The organism is Neorhizobium sp. NCHU2750 (genome assembly GCF_003597675.1).
Classification (GTDB): Bacteria; Pseudomonadota; Alphaproteobacteria; order Rhizobiales; family Rhizobiaceae; genus Neorhizobium.
This window is the reverse complement of record NZ_CP030827.1, coordinates 1,401,242-1,417,627: the sequence shown is the minus strand read 5'-3', so window position 1 is coordinate 1,417,627 and position 16,386 is coordinate 1,401,242. Positions and strand designations below refer to the sequence as shown.

14 protein-coding genes and 3 tRNA genes are annotated in these 16,386 nt (G+C 60.0%); 5 read left to right on the top strand and 12 right to left on the bottom strand.

Going from position 1 to position 16,386, the window contains the following annotated elements; all coding sequences use genetic code 11:
- Positions 1-3 precede the first annotated feature (3 nt).
- The 9 genes from rpoB to NCHU2750_RS06845 all read right to left on the bottom strand — a co-directional run bounded on the left by rpoB (position 4) and on the right by NCHU2750_RS06845 (position 9,519).
- A complete protein-coding gene (gene rpoB, locus NCHU2750_RS06885; protein ID WP_119939770.1) occupies positions 4-4,143 on the bottom strand; it encodes a DNA-directed RNA polymerase subunit beta in 4,140 nt (1,379 codons plus the stop codon).
- Between the two features lie 250 nt (positions 4,144-4,393).
- The gene (gene rplL / locus NCHU2750_RS06880) at positions 4,394-4,771 is read right to left on the bottom strand and encodes a 50S ribosomal protein L7/L12 (protein ID WP_119939769.1); all 378 of its coding nucleotides are present in this window, start codon (positions 4,769-4,771) and stop codon (positions 4,394-4,396) included.
- Between the two features lie 54 nt (positions 4,772-4,825).
- Positions 4,826-5,344, bottom strand: a complete 519-nt coding sequence (gene rplJ, locus NCHU2750_RS06875; protein WP_119939768.1) for a 50S ribosomal protein L10 — start codon at positions 5,342-5,344, stop codon at positions 4,826-4,828.
- Between the two features lie 359 nt (positions 5,345-5,703).
- A complete protein-coding gene (rplA, locus tag NCHU2750_RS06870) occupies positions 5,704-6,399 on the bottom strand; it encodes a 50S ribosomal protein L1 (protein ID WP_119939767.1) in 696 nt (231 codons plus the stop codon).
- Between the two features lies 1 nt (position 6,400).
- Positions 6,401-6,832 (bottom strand): 50S ribosomal protein L11, encoded by a 432-nt coding sequence (gene rplK, locus NCHU2750_RS06865; RefSeq protein WP_112509939.1) that lies wholly within the window; start codon positions 6,830-6,832, stop codon positions 6,401-6,403.
- Positions 6,833-7,004: 172 nt separating this feature from the next.
- Positions 7,005-7,535, bottom strand: coding sequence for a transcription termination/antitermination protein NusG (nusG, locus tag NCHU2750_RS06860; RefSeq protein ID WP_119939766.1), 531 nt, complete (start codon positions 7,533-7,535; stop codon positions 7,005-7,007).
- A 15-nt stretch (positions 7,536-7,550) separates the two neighbouring features.
- Positions 7,551-7,751, bottom strand: coding sequence for a preprotein translocase subunit SecE (gene secE, locus NCHU2750_RS06855; RefSeq protein WP_119939765.1), 201 nt, complete (start codon positions 7,749-7,751; stop codon positions 7,551-7,553).
- 191 nt (positions 7,752-7,942) lie between these two features.
- Positions 7,943-8,018, bottom strand: a tRNA-Trp gene (locus NCHU2750_RS06850).
- A gap of 112 nt (positions 8,019-8,130) precedes the next feature.
- Positions 8,131-9,519 carry a capsule polysaccharide biogenesis protein gene (locus NCHU2750_RS06845; protein ID WP_119939764.1) on the bottom strand — a complete coding sequence of 463 codons (1,389 nt, stop codon included), beginning with the start codon at positions 9,517-9,519 and terminating at the stop codon, positions 8,131-8,133.
- 163 nt (positions 9,520-9,682) lie between these two features.
- Here NCHU2750_RS06845 and NCHU2750_RS06840 point away from each other — a divergent pair, with 163 nt between their 5' ends.
- Positions 9,683-10,975 (top strand): capsule polysaccharide biogenesis protein, encoded by a 1,293-nt coding sequence (locus NCHU2750_RS06840; RefSeq protein WP_119939763.1) that lies wholly within the window; start codon positions 9,683-9,685, stop codon positions 10,973-10,975.
- A gap of 97 nt (positions 10,976-11,072) precedes the next feature.
- Here the strand turns inward: NCHU2750_RS06840 and tuf are convergent, their stop codons facing one another.
- The 3 genes from tuf to NCHU2750_RS06825 all read right to left on the bottom strand — a co-directional run bounded on the left by tuf (position 11,073) and on the right by NCHU2750_RS06825 (position 12,671).
- On the bottom strand, positions 11,073-12,248 hold the full coding sequence (gene tuf, locus NCHU2750_RS06835) for an elongation factor Tu (protein ID WP_119939762.1): 1,176 nt from the start codon (positions 12,246-12,248) through the stop codon (positions 11,073-11,075).
- Between the two features lie 238 nt (positions 12,249-12,486).
- Positions 12,487-12,560 (bottom strand) — tRNA-Gly (locus NCHU2750_RS06830).
- A 26-nt stretch (positions 12,561-12,586) separates the two neighbouring features.
- A tRNA-Tyr gene (locus tag NCHU2750_RS06825) sits at positions 12,587-12,671 on the bottom strand.
- A 197-nt stretch (positions 12,672-12,868) separates the two neighbouring features.
- Between NCHU2750_RS06825 and rlmB the strand changes: the two genes are divergently transcribed.
- The 4 genes from rlmB (at position 12,869) to NCHU2750_RS06805 (ending at position 16,359) form a co-directional block, all read left to right on the top strand.
- The gene (rlmB, locus tag NCHU2750_RS06820) at positions 12,869-13,750 is read left to right on the top strand and encodes a 23S rRNA (guanosine(2251)-2'-O)-methyltransferase RlmB (RefSeq protein WP_119939761.1); all 882 of its coding nucleotides are present in this window, start codon (positions 12,869-12,871) and stop codon (positions 13,748-13,750) included.
- Between the two features lie 132 nt (positions 13,751-13,882).
- Positions 13,883-14,464, top strand: a complete 582-nt coding sequence (locus tag NCHU2750_RS06815; protein ID WP_162939524.1) for a DUF982 domain-containing protein — start codon at positions 13,883-13,885, stop codon at positions 14,462-14,464.
- Positions 14,465-14,526: 62 nt separating this feature from the next.
- Positions 14,527-15,342, top strand: a complete 816-nt coding sequence (cysQ, locus tag NCHU2750_RS06810) for a 3'(2'),5'-bisphosphate nucleotidase CysQ (RefSeq protein ID WP_119939759.1) — start codon at positions 14,527-14,529, stop codon at positions 15,340-15,342.
- A gap of 231 nt (positions 15,343-15,573) precedes the next feature.
- Positions 15,574-16,359, top strand: a complete 786-nt coding sequence (locus NCHU2750_RS06805) for an NAD kinase (protein WP_119939758.1) — start codon at positions 15,574-15,576, stop codon at positions 16,357-16,359.
- The last annotated feature ends 27 nt before the right edge of the window (positions 16,360-16,386 follow it).

The window sequence follows — 16,386 nt, the reverse complement described above, 5'->3', positions numbered from 1 at the left end:
CCGTTACTCGGCTGCGTCCGGCAGCTGATCCTCGGCAGGAAGCTCGATCTTCGAGTTTTCCAGCTCGACCGACAGGCCGAGAGAGCGCATTTCCTTGACGAGAACGTTGAAGCTCTCCGGAATGCCCGCCTCGAAGGTATCGTCGCCACGAACGATCGCCTCATAGACCTTGGTACGGCCTGCCACGTCGTCCGACTTCACGGTCAGCATTTCCTGCAGGGTGTAGGCGGCGCCATAGGCTTCCAGAGCCCAGACTTCCATTTCCCCGAAGCGCTGGCCGCCGAACTGCGCCTTACCACCGAGCGGCTGCTGGGTGACGAGCGAGTACGGACCGATCGAACGCGCGTGGATCTTGTCGTCCACGAGGTGGTTCAGCTTGATCATGTACATGTAGCCAACGGTGACCTTGCGGTCGAAAGGCTCGCCGGTACGGCCATCATACAGAACCGACTGGCCGCTTTCGTGCAGGCCGGCCTTTTTCAGCATCGAAGCGACGTCAGGCTCATGCGCACCGTCGAAGACCGGCGTTGCGATGGAGACGCCCTTGCGGGACTGTTCGGCCAGCTTGACCAGCGAAGCGTCGTCGAAGTTGGAAACTTCGTCGCGTGCCTGGCTGGAATACACGTCGGTCAGCACCGTCTTGAGGTTGGCGATGTCCATGGTCTTGCGATACTCGTCGAGCATCTCGCCGATCTTCTTGCCCATTCCGGCGCAAGCCCATGCGAGGTGCGTTTCGAGGATCTGGCCAACGTTCATACGCGAAGGCACGCCGAGCGGGTTCAAGCAGATGTCGACATGCGTACCATCTTCGAGGAACGGCATGTCCTCGATCGGAACGATGCGCGAGACGACACCCTTGTTGCCGTGACGGCCGGCCATCTTGTCGCCCGGCTGGATCTTGCGCTTCACAGCGACGAAGACCTTGACCATCTTCATGACGCCCGGAGGCATTTCGTCACCGCGCTGGACCTTTTCGACCTTGTCCATGAAGCGATGCTCGAGCAGCGACTTCGACTCGTCGTACTGGGCGCGAAGCGCTTCGATCTCGCCCTGGACCTTTTCGTCCTCGACGGCAAACATCCACCACTGCGAGCGGGGATATTCGGAGACGACGGCGTTGGACAGCTCGACGCCCTTCTTGAAGCCCTTCGGACCGGCAACCGACATCTGGCCACGCAGCATGTCGACCAGACGGCCGTAGACGTTACGGTCGAGAATCGCCTGTTCGTCGTCACGGTCCTTGGCGAGGCGTTCGATTTCCTCACGCTCGATCGCCATCGCACGCTCGTCCTTTTCGACGCCGTGACGGTTGAAGACGCGAACTTCGACGACCGTACCGAACGTGCCCGGAGGCATGCGCATGGAGGTGTCGCGAACGTCGGACGCCTTCTCACCGAAGATGGCGCGCAGAAGCTTTTCTTCCGGCGTCATCGGGCTTTCGCCCTTCGGGGTGATCTTGCCGACCAGGATGTCGCCCGGCTGAACTTCGGCGCCGATGTAGACGATACCGGCTTCGTCGAGGTTCTTCAGCGCTTCTTCCGAAACGTTCGGAATGTCGCGCGTGATTTCTTCCGGACCAAGCTTGGTGTCGCGGGCAGCAACTTCGAATTCCTCGATGTGGATGGAGGTGAACACGTCGTCAGCGACGATGCGTTCCGACATCAGGATCGAGTCTTCGTAGTTGTAGCCGTTCCAGGGCATGAACGCGACGAGCGCGTTGCGGCCGAGCGCCAGGTCGCCGAGATCCGTGGACGGACCGTCAGCGATGATGTCACCGCGGTTCAGAACGTCGCCAACGGCGACCAGCGGACGCTGGTTGACGCAGGTGTTCTGGTTGGAACGCTGGAACTTCTGCAGGCGGTAGATGTCAACGCCGGAACGGCCGGCATCGAGATCTTCCGTAGCGCGGATAACGATACGGGTCGCATCGACCTGGTCGACCACGCCGCCACGACGGGCAGCGATGGCAGCACCGGAGTCACGGGCGACGACCGGTTCCATGCCGGTACCGACGAACGGAGCTTCGGCACGAACCAGCGGCACGGCCTGACGCTGCATGTTCGAGCCCATCAGAGCGCGGTTGGCGTCGTCGTTTTCGAGGAACGGGATCAGAGCCGCGGCAACGGAGACGAGCTGCTTCGGCGAAACGTCCATCAGGTTGATGGTGTCGCGCGGGGACAGCATGACTTCGCCGGCATGACGGCAGACCACGAATTCTTCAACGAATTCACCGGCCGCGTTCAGTTCCGAGTTCGCCTGGGCGACGTAGTACTTGGCCTCTTCCATAGCGGAGAGGTAGAGCACTTCGTTGGTGACCTTGCCGTCGACGATCTTGCGGTACGGGCTTTCGATGAAGCCGTACTTGTTGACGCGGGCGAAGGTTGCAAGCGAGTTGATCAGACCGATGTTCGGGCCTTCCGGCGTTTCGATCGGGCAAATACGGCCGTAGTGGGTCGGGTGAACGTCGCGGACTTCGAAGCCTGCGCGCTCGCGGGTCAGACCACCCGGGCCAAGTGCCGAAAGACGGCGCTTGTGGGTGATTTCCGAAAGCGGGTTCACCTGGTCCATGAACTGCGACAGCTGCGAGGAGCCGAAGAATTCGCGAACGGCGGCAGCAGCCGGCTTGGCGTTGATCAGGTCCTGCGGCATGACGGTGTCGATTTCGATCGACGACATGCGTTCCTTGATCGCGCGCTCCATGCGGAGCAGGCCGAGACGGTACTGGTTTTCCATCAGCTCGCCGACGGAACGAACACGGCGGTTGCCGAGGTTGTCGATGTCGTCGATTTCGCCCTTGCCGTCACGCAGCTCGACCAGCATCTTGACCACCGCCAGGATGTCGTCCTTGCGCAGAACGCGAACGGTATCTTCGACCTGCAGGTCGAGACGCATGTTCATCTTGACGCGACCGACGGCCGAAAGGTCGTAGCGCTCGGCATCGAAGAACAACGAGTTGAACATGGCTTCCGCAGATTCCATGGTCGGCGGTTCACCCGGACGCATGACGCGGTAGATGTCGAACAGAGCGTCCTGACGGTTCTCGTTCTTGTCGGCGGCAAGCGTGTTGCGGATATAGGCGCCGACATTGATGTGGTCGATGCCGAGAACCGGGATCTCGTCGAAGCCTGCGTCGATGATGATCGGCAGGGTCTTCTCGTCGATCTCGTCGCCGGCTTCCAGATAGATTTCACCGGTTTGGTAGTTGACGATGTCTTCGGCAAGGAAGTTGCCATAGAGGTCGTCATCGGTCGCCTTGAGAGCCTTGAGGCCCTTTTCGGTCAGCTGGCGGAGCAGACGCGGGGTCAGCTTCTTGCCGGCTTCTACAACGACTTCGCCCGAATCCGCGTCGACCATGTCGGCAAGCGCCTTGGCACCCTTCAGCGTTTCCGCGTTGAAGGGAATGCGCCAGCCGTCGCCGGAACGCTCGTAGTTCGACTTCGTGTAGAAGGTCGACAGGATTTCTTCGCCGTCCATGCCGAGGGCCATCAGCAGCGACGAGACCGGAATTTTGCGGCGACGGTCGATACGGGCAAAGACGATGTCCTTGGCGTCGAATTCGATATCGAGCCAGGAACCGCGATAGGGGATGACGCGCGCAGCAAACAGCAGCTTGCCGGAAGAGTGGCTCTTGCCCTTGTCGTGGTCGAAGAAGACGCCCGGCGAACGGTGCATCTGGGACACGATAACGCGCTCGGTACCGTTGACGATGAACGTACCGTTATCCGTCATGAGCGGCATGTCGCCCATGTAGACGGACTGTTCCTTGATGTCCTTGATCGACTTCGCGCCAGTATCCTCGTCGATATCGAACACGATGAGACGCAGCGTCACCTTGAGGGGAGCTGCGTAGGTCAGGTCGCGCTGACGGCATTCTTCGACGTCGAACTTCGGCGGATCGAATTCGTAGGAGACGAACTCGAGCATCGAAGCACCGGAGAAATCGGTGATCGGGAAGACGGACTTGAAGACCGCATTCAGGCCTTCGTCCGGACGGCCGCCCTTGGGCTCTTCTACCATCAGGAATTGGTCATAGGATGCCTTCTGAACCTCGATCAGGTTCGGCATCTCCGTGACTTCAGGGATTTTACCAAAAAACTTGCGTACGCGCCTGCGACCATTAAACGAAAGGGTCTGCTGAGCCATCGTCGCTCCTTCAAAATTGCATCCGGGCCTGCAACGGACGGCTATCGGAGGCCAACCGATATACCGTCGAACATGGTTTCTCAATCTCGTCCCGCTTGCCGATACCCTAGGCCGGATTGCCTAGCGTCCCGGTGGGGACCATCCTCTTGAGAACCCATTACCCAGGAGCCGTTCTGACACGGATCCTGGGTAATAAGTTCCAAAGAAACGGACGGGAGAGAGATAGGCTCTCCCCCGCCACATTCCAGTATTACTTGACGTCGACCTTAGCGCCGGCATCCTCAAGCTTCTTCTTGAGGTCTGCAGCTTCAGCCTTGGAAACAGCTTCCTTGACCGGCTTCGGAGCGCCTTCGACGAGGTCCTTGGCTTCCTTGAGGCCGAGGCCGGTGATGCCGCGGACTTCCTTGATGACGTTGATCTTGTTGGCGCCAGCGTCAACCAGGATAACGTCGAATTCGGTCTTTTCTTCTTCGGCAGCAGCCGGAGCGCCAGCGCCGCCAGCAGCAGCAACAGCTACCGGAGCAGCGGCGGAAACGCCCCACTTTTCTTCGAGCATCTTGGAAAGCTCAGCAGCTTCCAGAACGGTCAGGGCCGAGAGGTCTTCAACGATCTTTGCGAGATCAGCCATTTTCATAGTTCCTTATATTGGTTCGAACTTGGTTTTGAACAGCGAAAAACCGCCTTAAGCGGCTTCGTCCTTCTTTGCATAGGCCGCGAACACGCGGGCAAGCTGGCTTGCCGGTGCTGCAACAACCCCTGCGATACGGGTAGCCGGCGTCTGGATCATGCCCAGAAGCTTTGCACGCAGCTCGTCGAGCGAAGGCAGGGTCGCAAGCGACTTGACTGCTTCTGCGTCGAGCGTCGTGGAACCCATGGCGCCACCCAGAACAACGACCTTGTCGTTGGTCTTGGCGAAGTCCATGACGACCTTCGGTGCCGTGATCGGATCATTGCTATATGCGATAAGCGTCTGACCCTTGAAGAGATCGACGATCCCTTCCGACTCCGTACCCTGAAGAGCGATCTTGGCCAGGCGGTTCTTCGCGACTTTGACGGTGCCGCCAGCAGCGCGCATCTTCGAACGGAAGTCGTTCATCTGCGCAACTGTGACACCAGCATAGTGGGCCACGACAACCGAACCGGAAGCCTTGAAGACTTCGTTCAGCTCCGTGACGAATTCGCGTTTTTCCGCTCTTTCCACTGTCTGTCTCCAGTTGACGGGACCGCAATCCTGCAGGCCCCATCGGTTTGCCTTTGCCTTTCGGGCATCTTTATTCAAGATTCCCAAACGGCGCTTGAGGATCCTGCCCCCCTGCACTGCCGCTTTCAAAAAGCTTCAGGCACAAGGCACACCAGGCTCGAACCATTTTCCTAAGGACGCATGACGCATCCTGAAAACTTGGGTCTTACCCGTCTCATGCAGGTTTGAATTATTAAGGCCTAACCCCAAAGGATATGAGCCACCCACAATCTCGGACAGGAATTCCGGATTTCTCCGGAAATTTCCGGCTCGCGAGAGCCGGAAATTCTTGATGACCGGAGCAAAAGCCCCGGCGAAACTTATGCGTTGACCGACGACGGGTCGATCTTGACGCCCGGACCCATGGTCGAGGAGATCGCTACGCGCTTGACGTAGTTACCCTTGGCGCCAGCCGGCTTTGCCTTGATGACGGCGTCAGCGAAAGCCTTGATGTTTTCTTCGAGCGCCTTGGCGTCGAAGGAGGCCTTGCCGATGCCGGCATGAACGATACCGGCCTTTTCGACGCGGAACTCGACGGCGCCGCCCTTGGAAGCCTTGACGGCACCAGCGACGTCCATCGTAACCGTGCCAACCTTCGGGTTCGGCATCATGCCACGCGGGCCGAGAACCTTACCGAGGCGACCGACGAGCGGCATCATGTCCGGGGTGGCGATGCAGCGATCGAAGTCGATCTTGCCGCCCTGGACGATTTCGACCAGGTCTTCGGCGCCGACGATGTCTGCACCGGCAGCCTTGGCTTCATCAGCCTTGGCACCACGAGCGAAGACGGCAACGCGAACGTCGCGGCCGGTGCCGTTCGGCAGGTTGACAACGCCGCGGACCATCTGGTCTGCGTGACGCGGATCAACGCCGAGGTTCATGGCGATTTCGACCGTTTCGTCGAACTTGGCAACGGCACGTTCCTTGACCATCGAGATGGCGTCGGAAAGGGCTACGAGCTTGGTCGGATCAACGCCTTCGCGGATCTTCTGAATACGCTTTGCAAGCTTTGCCATGTTATGCCACCACTTCCAGGCCCATGGCGCGGGCAGAGCCCTCGATCATGGCCATTGCGCCTTCGATATCGGCAGCGTTGAGATCCTTCATCTTGGCTTCGGCGATCGTCTTGATCTGAGCCTTGGTGAGGGTACCGGCCTTGCCGCCCTTACCAGGCGTCTTGGAACCGGAGGTGATCTTCGCTTCCTTCTTCAGCCAGTAGGAAACCGGCGGCTGCTTCATGACGAAGGTGAAGGACTTGTCCTGGTAATAGGTGATGACGACCGGGATCGGCATACCCTTTTCCATTTCCTGCGTGGCGGCATTGAACGCCTTGCAGAATTCCATGATGTTGATGCCACGCTGACCAAGCGCCGGGCCGATCGGCGGGGACGGGTTTGCCGATCCTGCCTTGACCTGAAGCTTGAGCTGGCCTGCTACTTTCTTAGCCATATCTCTCTGCCTTTCACGAACGGGACGGTTTCCCGACCCAACTTGCCGGGTTGACCCGGCGGCTGCGGTTGCGTGGTCCGGATCGTTGGAGCCCGGCTAAGACCCCTCACCTTCCACGCGGTTTCGCGGCTTTCACCGCGCGAGGCCCGACATGCGGGCCCCATTCGAAACATCAGACCTTCTCGACCTGACCGTATTCCAGCTCGACCGGGGTCGCACGACCGAAGATCGAAACCTCGACCTTGAGGCGGGACCGCTCTTCGTCGACATCCTGAACGACACCGTTGAAAGAAGCGAACGGACCATCCGAGACACGAACCTGTTCGCCGATCTCGAACGAAATCGAGGACTTGGGGCGCTCGACGCCTTCCTGGACCTGACCAAGGATGCGCTCGGCCTCGAAGTCCGGGATCGGAACCGGCTTGTTGTCGGAACCGAGGAAGCCGGTGACCTTCGGCGTATTCTTGATCAGGTGATAGGCTTCGTCCGTCAGGTTCGCACGAACGAGGACGTAGCCCGGGAAGAACTTGCGCTCGGCATCGACCTTGCGGCCGCGGCGCACTTCAACCACCTTCTCGGTCGGCACGAGGATCTTCTCGAACAGATGCTCAAGCCCTTTCTGGCGAGCCTTGTTCTCGATGTCGTCTGCGACCTTCTTTTCAAAGTTCGAATATGCGTGGACGATGTACCAGCGCGCCGCCATCTTCACTCTCCAGAATCAAACGCTGACGTTCAGCACAAGACGAATCAACCAACCGATAAGCTGGTCAGCAGCGAAGAAAAACAGGGCGGCAAAGACAACCATTACCAACACCATCGCCGTGGAGATCGCGGTCTCGCGACGCGACGGCCATGTGATTTTCAAGGCTTCGGAGCGAACCTGCTTGAAGAACGTCACCGGATTGGTCTTGGATGCCATCGATTTTCCACGCAATTACGGCACGTAAAGCCGAACACGATCAGCCCCACGCACCGCGTGTCTGTTTTGCCCTACATAAACACCAGATCCTCTTTACACAAGAGGCAAAACGGTGTTCGATGAAATTTCGCCGATTTCGCGGCTTGGCCAACCCGATGGCCCCGAAGACTTATCCGCGGTCATTTTAGGACTGGCAGGGGCAGAGGGGCTCGAACCCCCGACCTGCGGTTTTGGAGACCGCCGCTCTACCAACTGAGCTATACCCCTTCACTTTCCCGGAGCGGATCAGAAGCAATTCTTCGCCGCCGCCTTCAAGCTAGGCGCTCCCTTTAAGGTGCCTCGCCCGACTTGGCAAGTGTGTTTTTTATCTTCTCCGCGGCTATCGGTAGCCACCGGTGCGAGGATCGACGGCGTCGCTCATATGCGCGCCCGCAAGGCCGTTGTCGCCGACACCCAGAATATCGCTGCCGGCGATATCGATCGTTCCCGGCAGCAACCCCTGCAGGCCCTTCTGTGCCTGGGGCATGGGCAAGCGACGCCAGGAGAGGCGCGGAGGGACCGCGACATAGGCATCCGGCTGATTCACCTTCTCTGCGACGATGCGCTCGACGATCGTGGCGATCCCCAGCTTGCGACCTTCGCGGTGATAGAAATTGCCCTTCACCTGGATCGTTCCGGCCAGCGCGCGGATGAAACAGGCAAGCAGGCTACGGTCGATTCGCTCCGGATGCCGCCAGAAGGCATCGAGACCGCCCTGATGGGTCAGCCCCGGCATGTCGAAAATGGCAGTGCCGAGGACGATGGTCGGAACGTCGGCCCGCAGGCTGTGCAATCCGGTCGTGGAGTTGACGATGATCGATCCGTGGCAGTGCTTGAGCATCTCGCCGAGATGGCCCTTTTCGACGAAGACGACCCGGTTCTGGATGCGGTATTTCTCGGCGAGTTCGGCAACAACCTTGCGCCAGCTCTCCAGATCGTTGTCGAGCGGATGCTGCTTGACGATCAGGCGGCCGTTTTCAGGCGCGTGACGGGAGAAGGACTGCATCACCTGGTCGAGCATCTGCGACAGATGGCGATAGGGCGAATTGGCACGAATCTGGTAGTCGCTCTGGAGCTGGAGGGCGAGAAGGTAATTGCGCTTCAGCTTGTCGTCGAAATAGCCTTCCGGCAGGTCGTGGCGCTCGCGGAACATGCGCGGCAGCCAGGACAGGTAGTCAAACAGCGGATCGTAATACTTGTCGGACCGGTAGAATGGGAACATCAGGCGGCCGAAATAGGCAACGAGATTGTAGACGACCTCGTTGGTGCCTTCCTGGCCGAATGTATGCGGATAGCGGTTCTTCAAATCCGGATCACCGACCTGCGCCGCGATCTTGCGGATGCTGTCCGGATCGTTGGGGAAATGCGAGAAGCGCCCCATGCCGTCACGCTCGAGCGTCACCCAGTCGGGACGCAGGTAGCCGAATTCCACCGCGTGACAGCGCACGCCGAGGCGCCTCGCCACCCTTGCGGCGAACCGGTGGTAGGGAAGACGATCGGCATAATAAAGGATGTCGGTAATACCCTCGCGCTTCAAAAGCGCCGCCAGATAGCGCGGCCACTTCTTCAATGTGCCGCGATAGTTGATCGCGCCACGCTTGAACCAGTAGACCTGATCTCCGAAGGAGAAGTTCACCCGCCGGGTTTCGACGCCCTGAGCTTCGAAGGCATCCGACAGTTCTCTCCAGAAAACCGAAGGAGGACCTTGCAGAAAGAGAACTTTGGTCATACGCGATCTGTTACCTTTTCGACCTTTGGTGCGCCGGACAAGCGGACACGAAAGCAGTGATTTTCAGCCATTCGTCATTAAGGTGGTTGGCATTGTCATCAAACGGGCTCCGCCGTCAATGCAAATACGGATGCAAGATGCCAAATCGCGTGAGCACTGTGACATGAACGCACGGACCTTTCTCTTCCTGCAGGGACCGGCATCACCCTTCTTCCGGCTCGTTGCCGACCGGCTGGAAGCCACCGGAGCCAAGGTGAAGCGAATCAACTTCTGCCTTGGCGACATGGCCTTCTGGTGGCCGAAAAGAGGCAACTTCTATCGGGGCAGCAAGAAGAACTGGCCGGCTTTCCTGGCATCCTATATCCGTCACCATGCGGTGACCGATCTCGTCATGCTCGGAGACGGACGGGATTATCACGCTGCAGCAGCGGATTTCGGGATCGCCGAGGGCATCCGCGTGCATGTGATAGAACACGGATATTTGCGGCCGGACTGGCTGACGATAGAGCCGGACGGCATGTCTGCGCATTCACGTTTTCCACAGGAACCGGATGCCATCCGCAAGCTTGCCGAAGGCGCTCCGGCTGTCGATCGAGGCGGGTTGTTCCGCTCCAGTTTCCTTACCTATGCGCTTTACGATCTTGTTTACCATATTCCCAATGTCGTGCCAGGCGCCCTGCTCCACCCTCATTACCGGACCCATGGCGCGGCCCATCCGATCGTCGAATATAGTGGCTGGGTGTGGAAGGCCGTCACCGCCCGGAGACGTCGAGCCAAGGCCGAGCGGGCCATTGCCGCCGCCACGACCGCGCCGACAAGTGGAGCTCCCCGGTTTTTCCTGTTTCCACTGCAATTGCCCGGCGACTATCAGATCATCCGCCATGCACCGGGTGGCGATCTCTTCGCGATCGTCGAGGCCGTTATCGCCTCCTTCACCCGTCATGCGCCATCCGAGACGCGGCTGCTGTTCAAAGTTCATCCGATCGACAACGGCCTGTCGCGCTGGCCGGAGCGAATAGAAAAGGCTGCAAGACGTCTTGGCGTCTCAGGGCGGGTATTTCTGGCCGATGGCGGGGATACGGAGCGACTGATCGAGCGCTCTGCCGGGGTGGTGACCGTCAATTCGACGGTCGGCCTGACGGCGCTTGCTCTCGGCCGCCCGGTGATCGCGCTCGGTTCGGCCATCTATGACGTAGCGGGACTGACCTCGCAGGCGCCGCTCTCAGACTTCTGGCGACAGCCTCCCTTGCCCGATGCCGACCTGTTCGACGCCTTCATGCGGGCGCTGGCGGTAACGACGCAGGTTCGCGGCGGATTCATCGGCAAGGCAGCGCTCAAGACCGGAGCCGACAATGTCGCCGCGCGACTGCTGGACGAGCGCGAGCGGCTGCCGGAAAGCTGGAGAAAGATGCGCAATCGCGGCGTGTTTCGCTATCAAGGCGAGCTCTTCGGCTAAGCTGCCGAAATCTCGGCCGTTATGCGCTGCGCTACATTCCAACGAAAAAGCCCCGCCGTTTCCAGCGGGGCTCTTTTTTGATCCGAAGATCTATCGATTACTCGATGATCGAGGCGACGATGCCGGCGCCGACGGTGCGGCCGCCTTCGCGGATAGCGAAGCGCAGCTTTTCTTCCATCGCGATCGGAACGATCAGCTCAACAACAACCGTGACGTTGTCGCCCGGCATAACCATTTCCGTGCCTTCCGGAAGCGTGACGATACCCGTCACGTCCGTCGTGCGGAAGTAGAACTGCGGACGGTAGTTGGTGAAGAACGGCGTATGACGGCCGCCTTCTTCCTTCGTCAGGATGTAGGCTTCGGCATTGAACTTCTTGTGCGGCTTGACAGAGCCCGGCTTGCACAGGATCTGGCCACGCTCGACGCCGTTACGGTCAACGCCGCGAACCAGTGCACCGATGTTGTCGCCAGCCTGGCCCTGATCGAGCAGCTTGCGGAACATTTCAACGCCGGTAACCGTCGTCTTCGAGGTGGCGCGGATGCCGACGATTTCGACTTCTTCACCAACCTTGACAATGCCGCGCTCGACGCGACCGGTCACAACCGTACCACGGCCGGAGATCGAGAACACGTCTTCGATCGGCATCAGGAACGGCTGGTCAACCGGACGCTCAGGCGTCGGGATGTAAGAATCGACAGCTTCCATCAGTTCGCGGATCGCGTCTTCGCCGATCTTCTTGTCGGAATCTTCCAGAGCAGCAAGAGCAGAGCCCTTGATGACCGGAATGTCGTCGCCCGGGAAGTCGTAGGAGGACAGGAGTTCGCGAACTTCAAGCTCGACGAGCTCGAGAAGTTCTGCGTCGTCGACCTGGTCGACCTTGTTGAGGAACACGACGATTGCCGGAACGCCAACCTGGCGAGCAAGCAGGATGTGCTCGCGGGTCTGCGGCATCGGGCCGTCAGCTGCCGAGCAAACCAGGATCGCGCCGTCCATCTGGGCAGCACCGGTGATCATGTTCTTGACGTAGTCGGCGTGGCCGGGGCAGTCAACGTGCGCATAGTGGCGGTTCGGCGTCTCATATTCGACGTGGGCCGTCGAGATGGTGATGCCGCGTGCCTTTTCTTCCGGAGCAGCGTCGATCTGGTCATACGCCTTGAATTCACCGAAGTACTTCGTGATCGCAGCCGTCAGCGAGGTCTTGCCGTGGTCGACGTGACCGATCGTGCCGATGTTGACGTGAGGCTTATTGCGCTCAAACTTGCTCTTTGCCATTGAATGCTTCCTGTGAACATAGAGGTGGACCCGAAACCGGGTTTGGTGCAGCCGTTTAAGGCTTTCCATGGGATTGCGCAAGACATAATTACGGCAGGCCCCCGGCACAAGGGAGGCTAGGAAAATGCCACTGTCCGGGCGCGGATCAAAGCGGTGCGGCAGGCCGCAAGTGGCGGCGAGCGTCGTCCGACATCGGCACCAGACGACATCAGAAAGAAGCGCGATTTTGGGAATAATCTGGAGCGGGTAGCGGGAATCGAACCCGCGTATTCAGCTTGGAAGGCTGCTGCTCTACCATTGAGCTATACCCGCGGTGTGGTTCAGATCCGGAAACAGAATGGTGGAGGGAGTTGGATTTGAACCAACGTAGGCTGAGCCAACGGATTTACAGTCCGTCCCCTTTAACCACTCGGGCATCCCTCCAGTATTCCGTCTGGATCGTGAGACCAAGTTCGTCAGACGGTGAAGCTTGGCGCCCCGTCGTCTGTGGCGGCTATATGACCGCCTCGTTTGCGTCTGTCAACACGACCTCTTTGAAAAAATGACGAAAAAATTACGTTCTCCACCATGCCCCTTGCGGAGGGGCTTTGCCGGATAGGGCCTCGCCTATATAAGGCGGCATGAGCACAAAAGATCCCAAAGACAAATCCGCCCGCGACACCCATTACGCCACGCTGCGGCGCGCCGTGCGCGACCAGAAGCGCGAGCGCGGGGAAATTCCCACGCCCCAGCAACAAAGGCGCCCGAAATCCAACAAGGACTGGAATCCGCCGCAACTGCAGCCGGACCAGGTCTATCTCTATGGCCTGCATACGGTGCGCGCCGCGCTCGACAATCCCGAACGCAAGCTGATCAAGCTCTCGGTGACACAGAACGCTTTCGTGCGCCTCGATATCGGTGAATCAACCGCCCTTCCCTTCCCGGTGGAATTCGTCTCGCCGCAGGATATCGACAAGGTGCTCGGACCGGAGGCAATCCATCAGGGCGTGATGCTGGAAACGCGGCCGTTGCCGGTGCGCCGCCTCGAAGCGCTCAAGGAGAGCCCGCTTCTCCTGGTGCTCGATCAGGTGACCGACCCGCATAATGTCGGCGCCATCATGCGCTCGGCCGTTGCCTTCGGTGCCGGCGCAGTCATCACCACCCAGAGACATAGCCCGACCGAATCCGGCGTGCTGGCGAAATCCGCCTCCGGTGCACTGGAACTGATACCTTATATACAGATCACCAATCTGGCCGACGCGCTGGGCGAGTTGCACAAGCTGGGGTTCCGGACGATCGGACTTGATTCGGAAGGCCCCGCCCCGATCGAGGATACGCTTTCGGGCGAACGGATCGCTCTGGTGCTCGGCTCCGAGGGAAAGGGGATCAGGCAGAAGACCCGCGAAACGGTGAGCGCGCTCGCCCGTCTCGACATGCCGGGGGCGATCAAGTCTCTGAACGTGTCGAATGCAGCGGCGATTGCGCTTTATGCCACCCGGCTGCACCTGACCGGCAAGCGCTGACCGGCGGTCAACTTTTCGACCGGTGCCCTCCGGTCAAAGAACGGCGGGCACCCTACCATTAGAACTTCCTGATAAATCCACCCTCGCGCAAGCCTTACATGCTCACATCCTAATATGACTTGGGAGACAGGCATGGAAACAGGTACCTGGAAGACGCCCGTCGTCATCGAGATGTATGGAAGACCGGGAACGGTGTTCATTACCAGCACGCTCGATGCCGCATTGATGCTGGTCGGCGCATGGCCGACAATGAGAACGGACATGCACATGCTTGCGGTACGGTCCTGCCGCAATGTGCTGACGGGGAGCGGAGAGCCGGCGCTGGCGCGTGCGACGTTCATCGAGGCGGCGATCGAGGCCGGATACCGGATAGAGCCGGAGACCTTCCTCAGCGACCGATGGGATCTTACGCCCCTGCCCGACGACACATTGCGACCGGCGCTTGGCCTCGCAGCCCTGATCAGCCGGCGAACGGTATCGGCAGCAGGCGAGACGGGAGACAGCCCGATGCAAGAGGATAGCGAAGACAGCTCGAGCCCGGCTCCGGCACCGTTGCCGTATCAACCGATTGCTCCATCGGGCCATCCACAGCTCGGGGAACTTATCGGCAGGCTTTTCCTTCTGCTTGGGCAGATCGGGCTTGAAGTCCTGCGATCTCTGGGCGGCCTTCTTACCGGCGGAATGACCAGGCGAGCGAGCCGGCAGGCGCATTAAGCTCACGGTCCAGGGCTGCGGGACTCCCGTAAATGCGCAAAACATGGCATTGAAGGCGCATCATGTCGAAGATCCCGCCCCTTCAGTCCCTATTGGACATTTTCGAACGCGCCGCGCTTCTTACCGGTGATCCGATCCTGCATATATACAGGGCCGGACCGGATGCCCGTTACAAGTCCGATGCCTCTCCGGTCACCGATGCCGACGAACGGGCCGAAGCGATCATCCTGACGAGACTTGCGACGGAATGCCCCGGCATTCCGGTGGTCGCTGAAGAATCGGCAGCCGCGGGCCGCATTCCCGATGTCGAGGGCAAGCCCTTCCTGCTGGTCGACCCTCTCGACGGTACGAAGGAGTTCATCAACGGCAATGACGATTTCACCGTCAACATTGCGCTGATCGACAAGGGCATCCCGGTTCTCGGCTTCGTCTACGCCCCAGCCCTTGGGCTTGCCTATCGCGGCAGCCCGGAGGGTGCGGAAAAGCTCTGGGTGGATACCAATTTCCAGGTAACGCGCCGCCAGCCGATGCGCGCGCGCGCGCTGGCCTCTCCCGATATCGCCGTTACCAGCCGCTGGAGCCGCTGCGCGCAGACGGATGCGTTCATCAACCACTCCGGTGCCTCGGATATCCGCACGGTCGGCTCTTCACTGAAGTTCTGCCTGATCGCCGAGGGCGCGGCTGACATCTATCCCCGTTTCGGCCGGACGATGGAATGGGACACGGCGGCCGGGGACGCCATCTTGCGGGCGGCAGGCGGCATGACCTTCGATCTCGACGGTCATCCGCTGACATATGGCAAAACCGGGCGACCGGATTGCGCCGATTTCGCCAATCCGGACTTTGTGGCGCGGTGTTCCGGGAACAAGGCCCGATAGTCCCCAATGCGACCTTTGCCCTCATAGCGTTTATCCTGCGGTATCGAGCCGTGCGGGATGCCGGGTTCGGCCACTCTTCCAGCCGGATAGCTTGCCGCACAAGCCCAAGATGCTTGTCCTCAGCCTCGCTTTTCCTGTACCACTGGCGGGCTTTGCGCTTTCTGACCGCACAGCGATCTGCAATCCCGCCGACGCCCCTTCACATTCGGCATCGTCAAAGGTCCTCCGTCCATGTCCACCTCTCGGACCATCAGCTGCGAGAAGCTGTCCTTCATCGCCTCCACGGCACCGGATGCACAGGCGGCGCTGGAAGAGCTTGTCGGGCTTTACGGCAACATGCCGATCGGAGAAGCGGACGTGATCGTCGCGCTCGGCGGCGACGGCTTCATGCTGCAGACGCTGCACGAGAACATCAGCCATGGACCTCGGGTCTATGGCATGAACCGTGGCTCGGTCGGCTTTCTGATGAACGATTTCAGGACCGACGACCTGCCGGCCCGGATCGCGGTGGCTGTCGAAAACGAATTCCATCCGCTGAAGATGACCACGACGAGCACCGACGGTGCCGTGTCGGTGGCGCTGGCGATCAACGAGGTCTATCTGTTTCGCCAGTCCTATCAGGCTGCCAAGCTCAGGGTGGAAGTCGACGGCCATGTGCGGCTCGACGAACTGATCTGCGACGGCGTCATGGTCGCCACGCCCGCGGGCTCGACCGCCTATAATCTCTCCGCCCATGGGCCAATCCTGCCGCTGGAAGCACCGCTTCTGGCGATGACGCCGGTTTCGCCCTACCGGCCAAGGCGCTGGCGCGGCGCGCTGTTGCCGAACCATGTCTGTGTCGACATCTCCATCCTCGAGCCGGACAAGCGGCCGGTGAATGCGGTGGCAGACAATGCCGAGGTCAAGTCGGTGCTGCATGTGCGCATCGCCCAATCAACGGAACTGACGGCGCGCATTCTGTCGGATCCCGATCATTCCTGGTCGGACCGTATCCTGGCGGAACAGTTCACCAACTGACGACGTAAAAAGGCCGGGCTCATCACC

Coding starts and splice junctions, on each gene's coding strand:
- NCHU2750_RS06805 (WP_119939758.1), top strand. CDS start 15,574: ATGTCCACCTCTCGGACCATCAGCTGCGAGAAGCTGTCCTTCATCGCC.
- cysQ (WP_119939759.1), top strand. CDS start 14,527: ATGTCGAAGATCCCGCCCCTTCAGTCCCTATTGGACATTTTCGAACGC.
- nusG (WP_119939766.1), bottom strand. CDS start 7,535: ATGGCGGCGCGCTGGTACATCGTCCACGCATATTCGAACTTTGAAAAG.
- rplK (WP_112509939.1), bottom strand. CDS start 6,832: ATGGCTAAGAAAGTAGCAGGCCAGCTCAAGCTTCAGGTCAAGGCAGGA.
- NCHU2750_RS06845 (WP_119939764.1), bottom strand. CDS start 9,519: ATGACCAAAGTTCTCTTTCTGCAAGGTCCTCCTTCGGTTTTCTGGAGA.
- NCHU2750_RS06815 (WP_162939524.1), top strand. CDS start 13,883: ATGGAAACAGGTACCTGGAAGACGCCCGTCGTCATCGAGATGTATGGA.
- secE (WP_119939765.1), bottom strand. CDS start 7,751: ATGGCATCCAAGACCAATCCGGTGACGTTCTTCAAGCAGGTTCGCTCC.
- NCHU2750_RS06840 (WP_119939763.1), top strand. CDS start 9,683: ATGAACGCACGGACCTTTCTCTTCCTGCAGGGACCGGCATCACCCTTC.
- rplA (WP_119939767.1), bottom strand. CDS start 6,399: ATGGCAAAGCTTGCAAAGCGTATTCAGAAGATCCGCGAAGGCGTTGAT.
- rlmB (WP_119939761.1), top strand. CDS start 12,869: ATGAGCACAAAAGATCCCAAAGACAAATCCGCCCGCGACACCCATTAC.
- rpoB (WP_119939770.1), bottom strand. CDS start 4,143: ATGGCTCAGCAGACCCTTTCGTTTAATGGTCGCAGGCGCGTACGCAAG.
- tuf (WP_119939762.1), bottom strand. CDS start 12,248: ATGGCAAAGAGCAAGTTTGAGCGCAATAAGCCTCACGTCAACATCGGC.
- rplL (WP_119939769.1), bottom strand. CDS start 4,771: ATGGCTGATCTCGCAAAGATCGTTGAAGACCTCTCGGCCCTGACCGTT.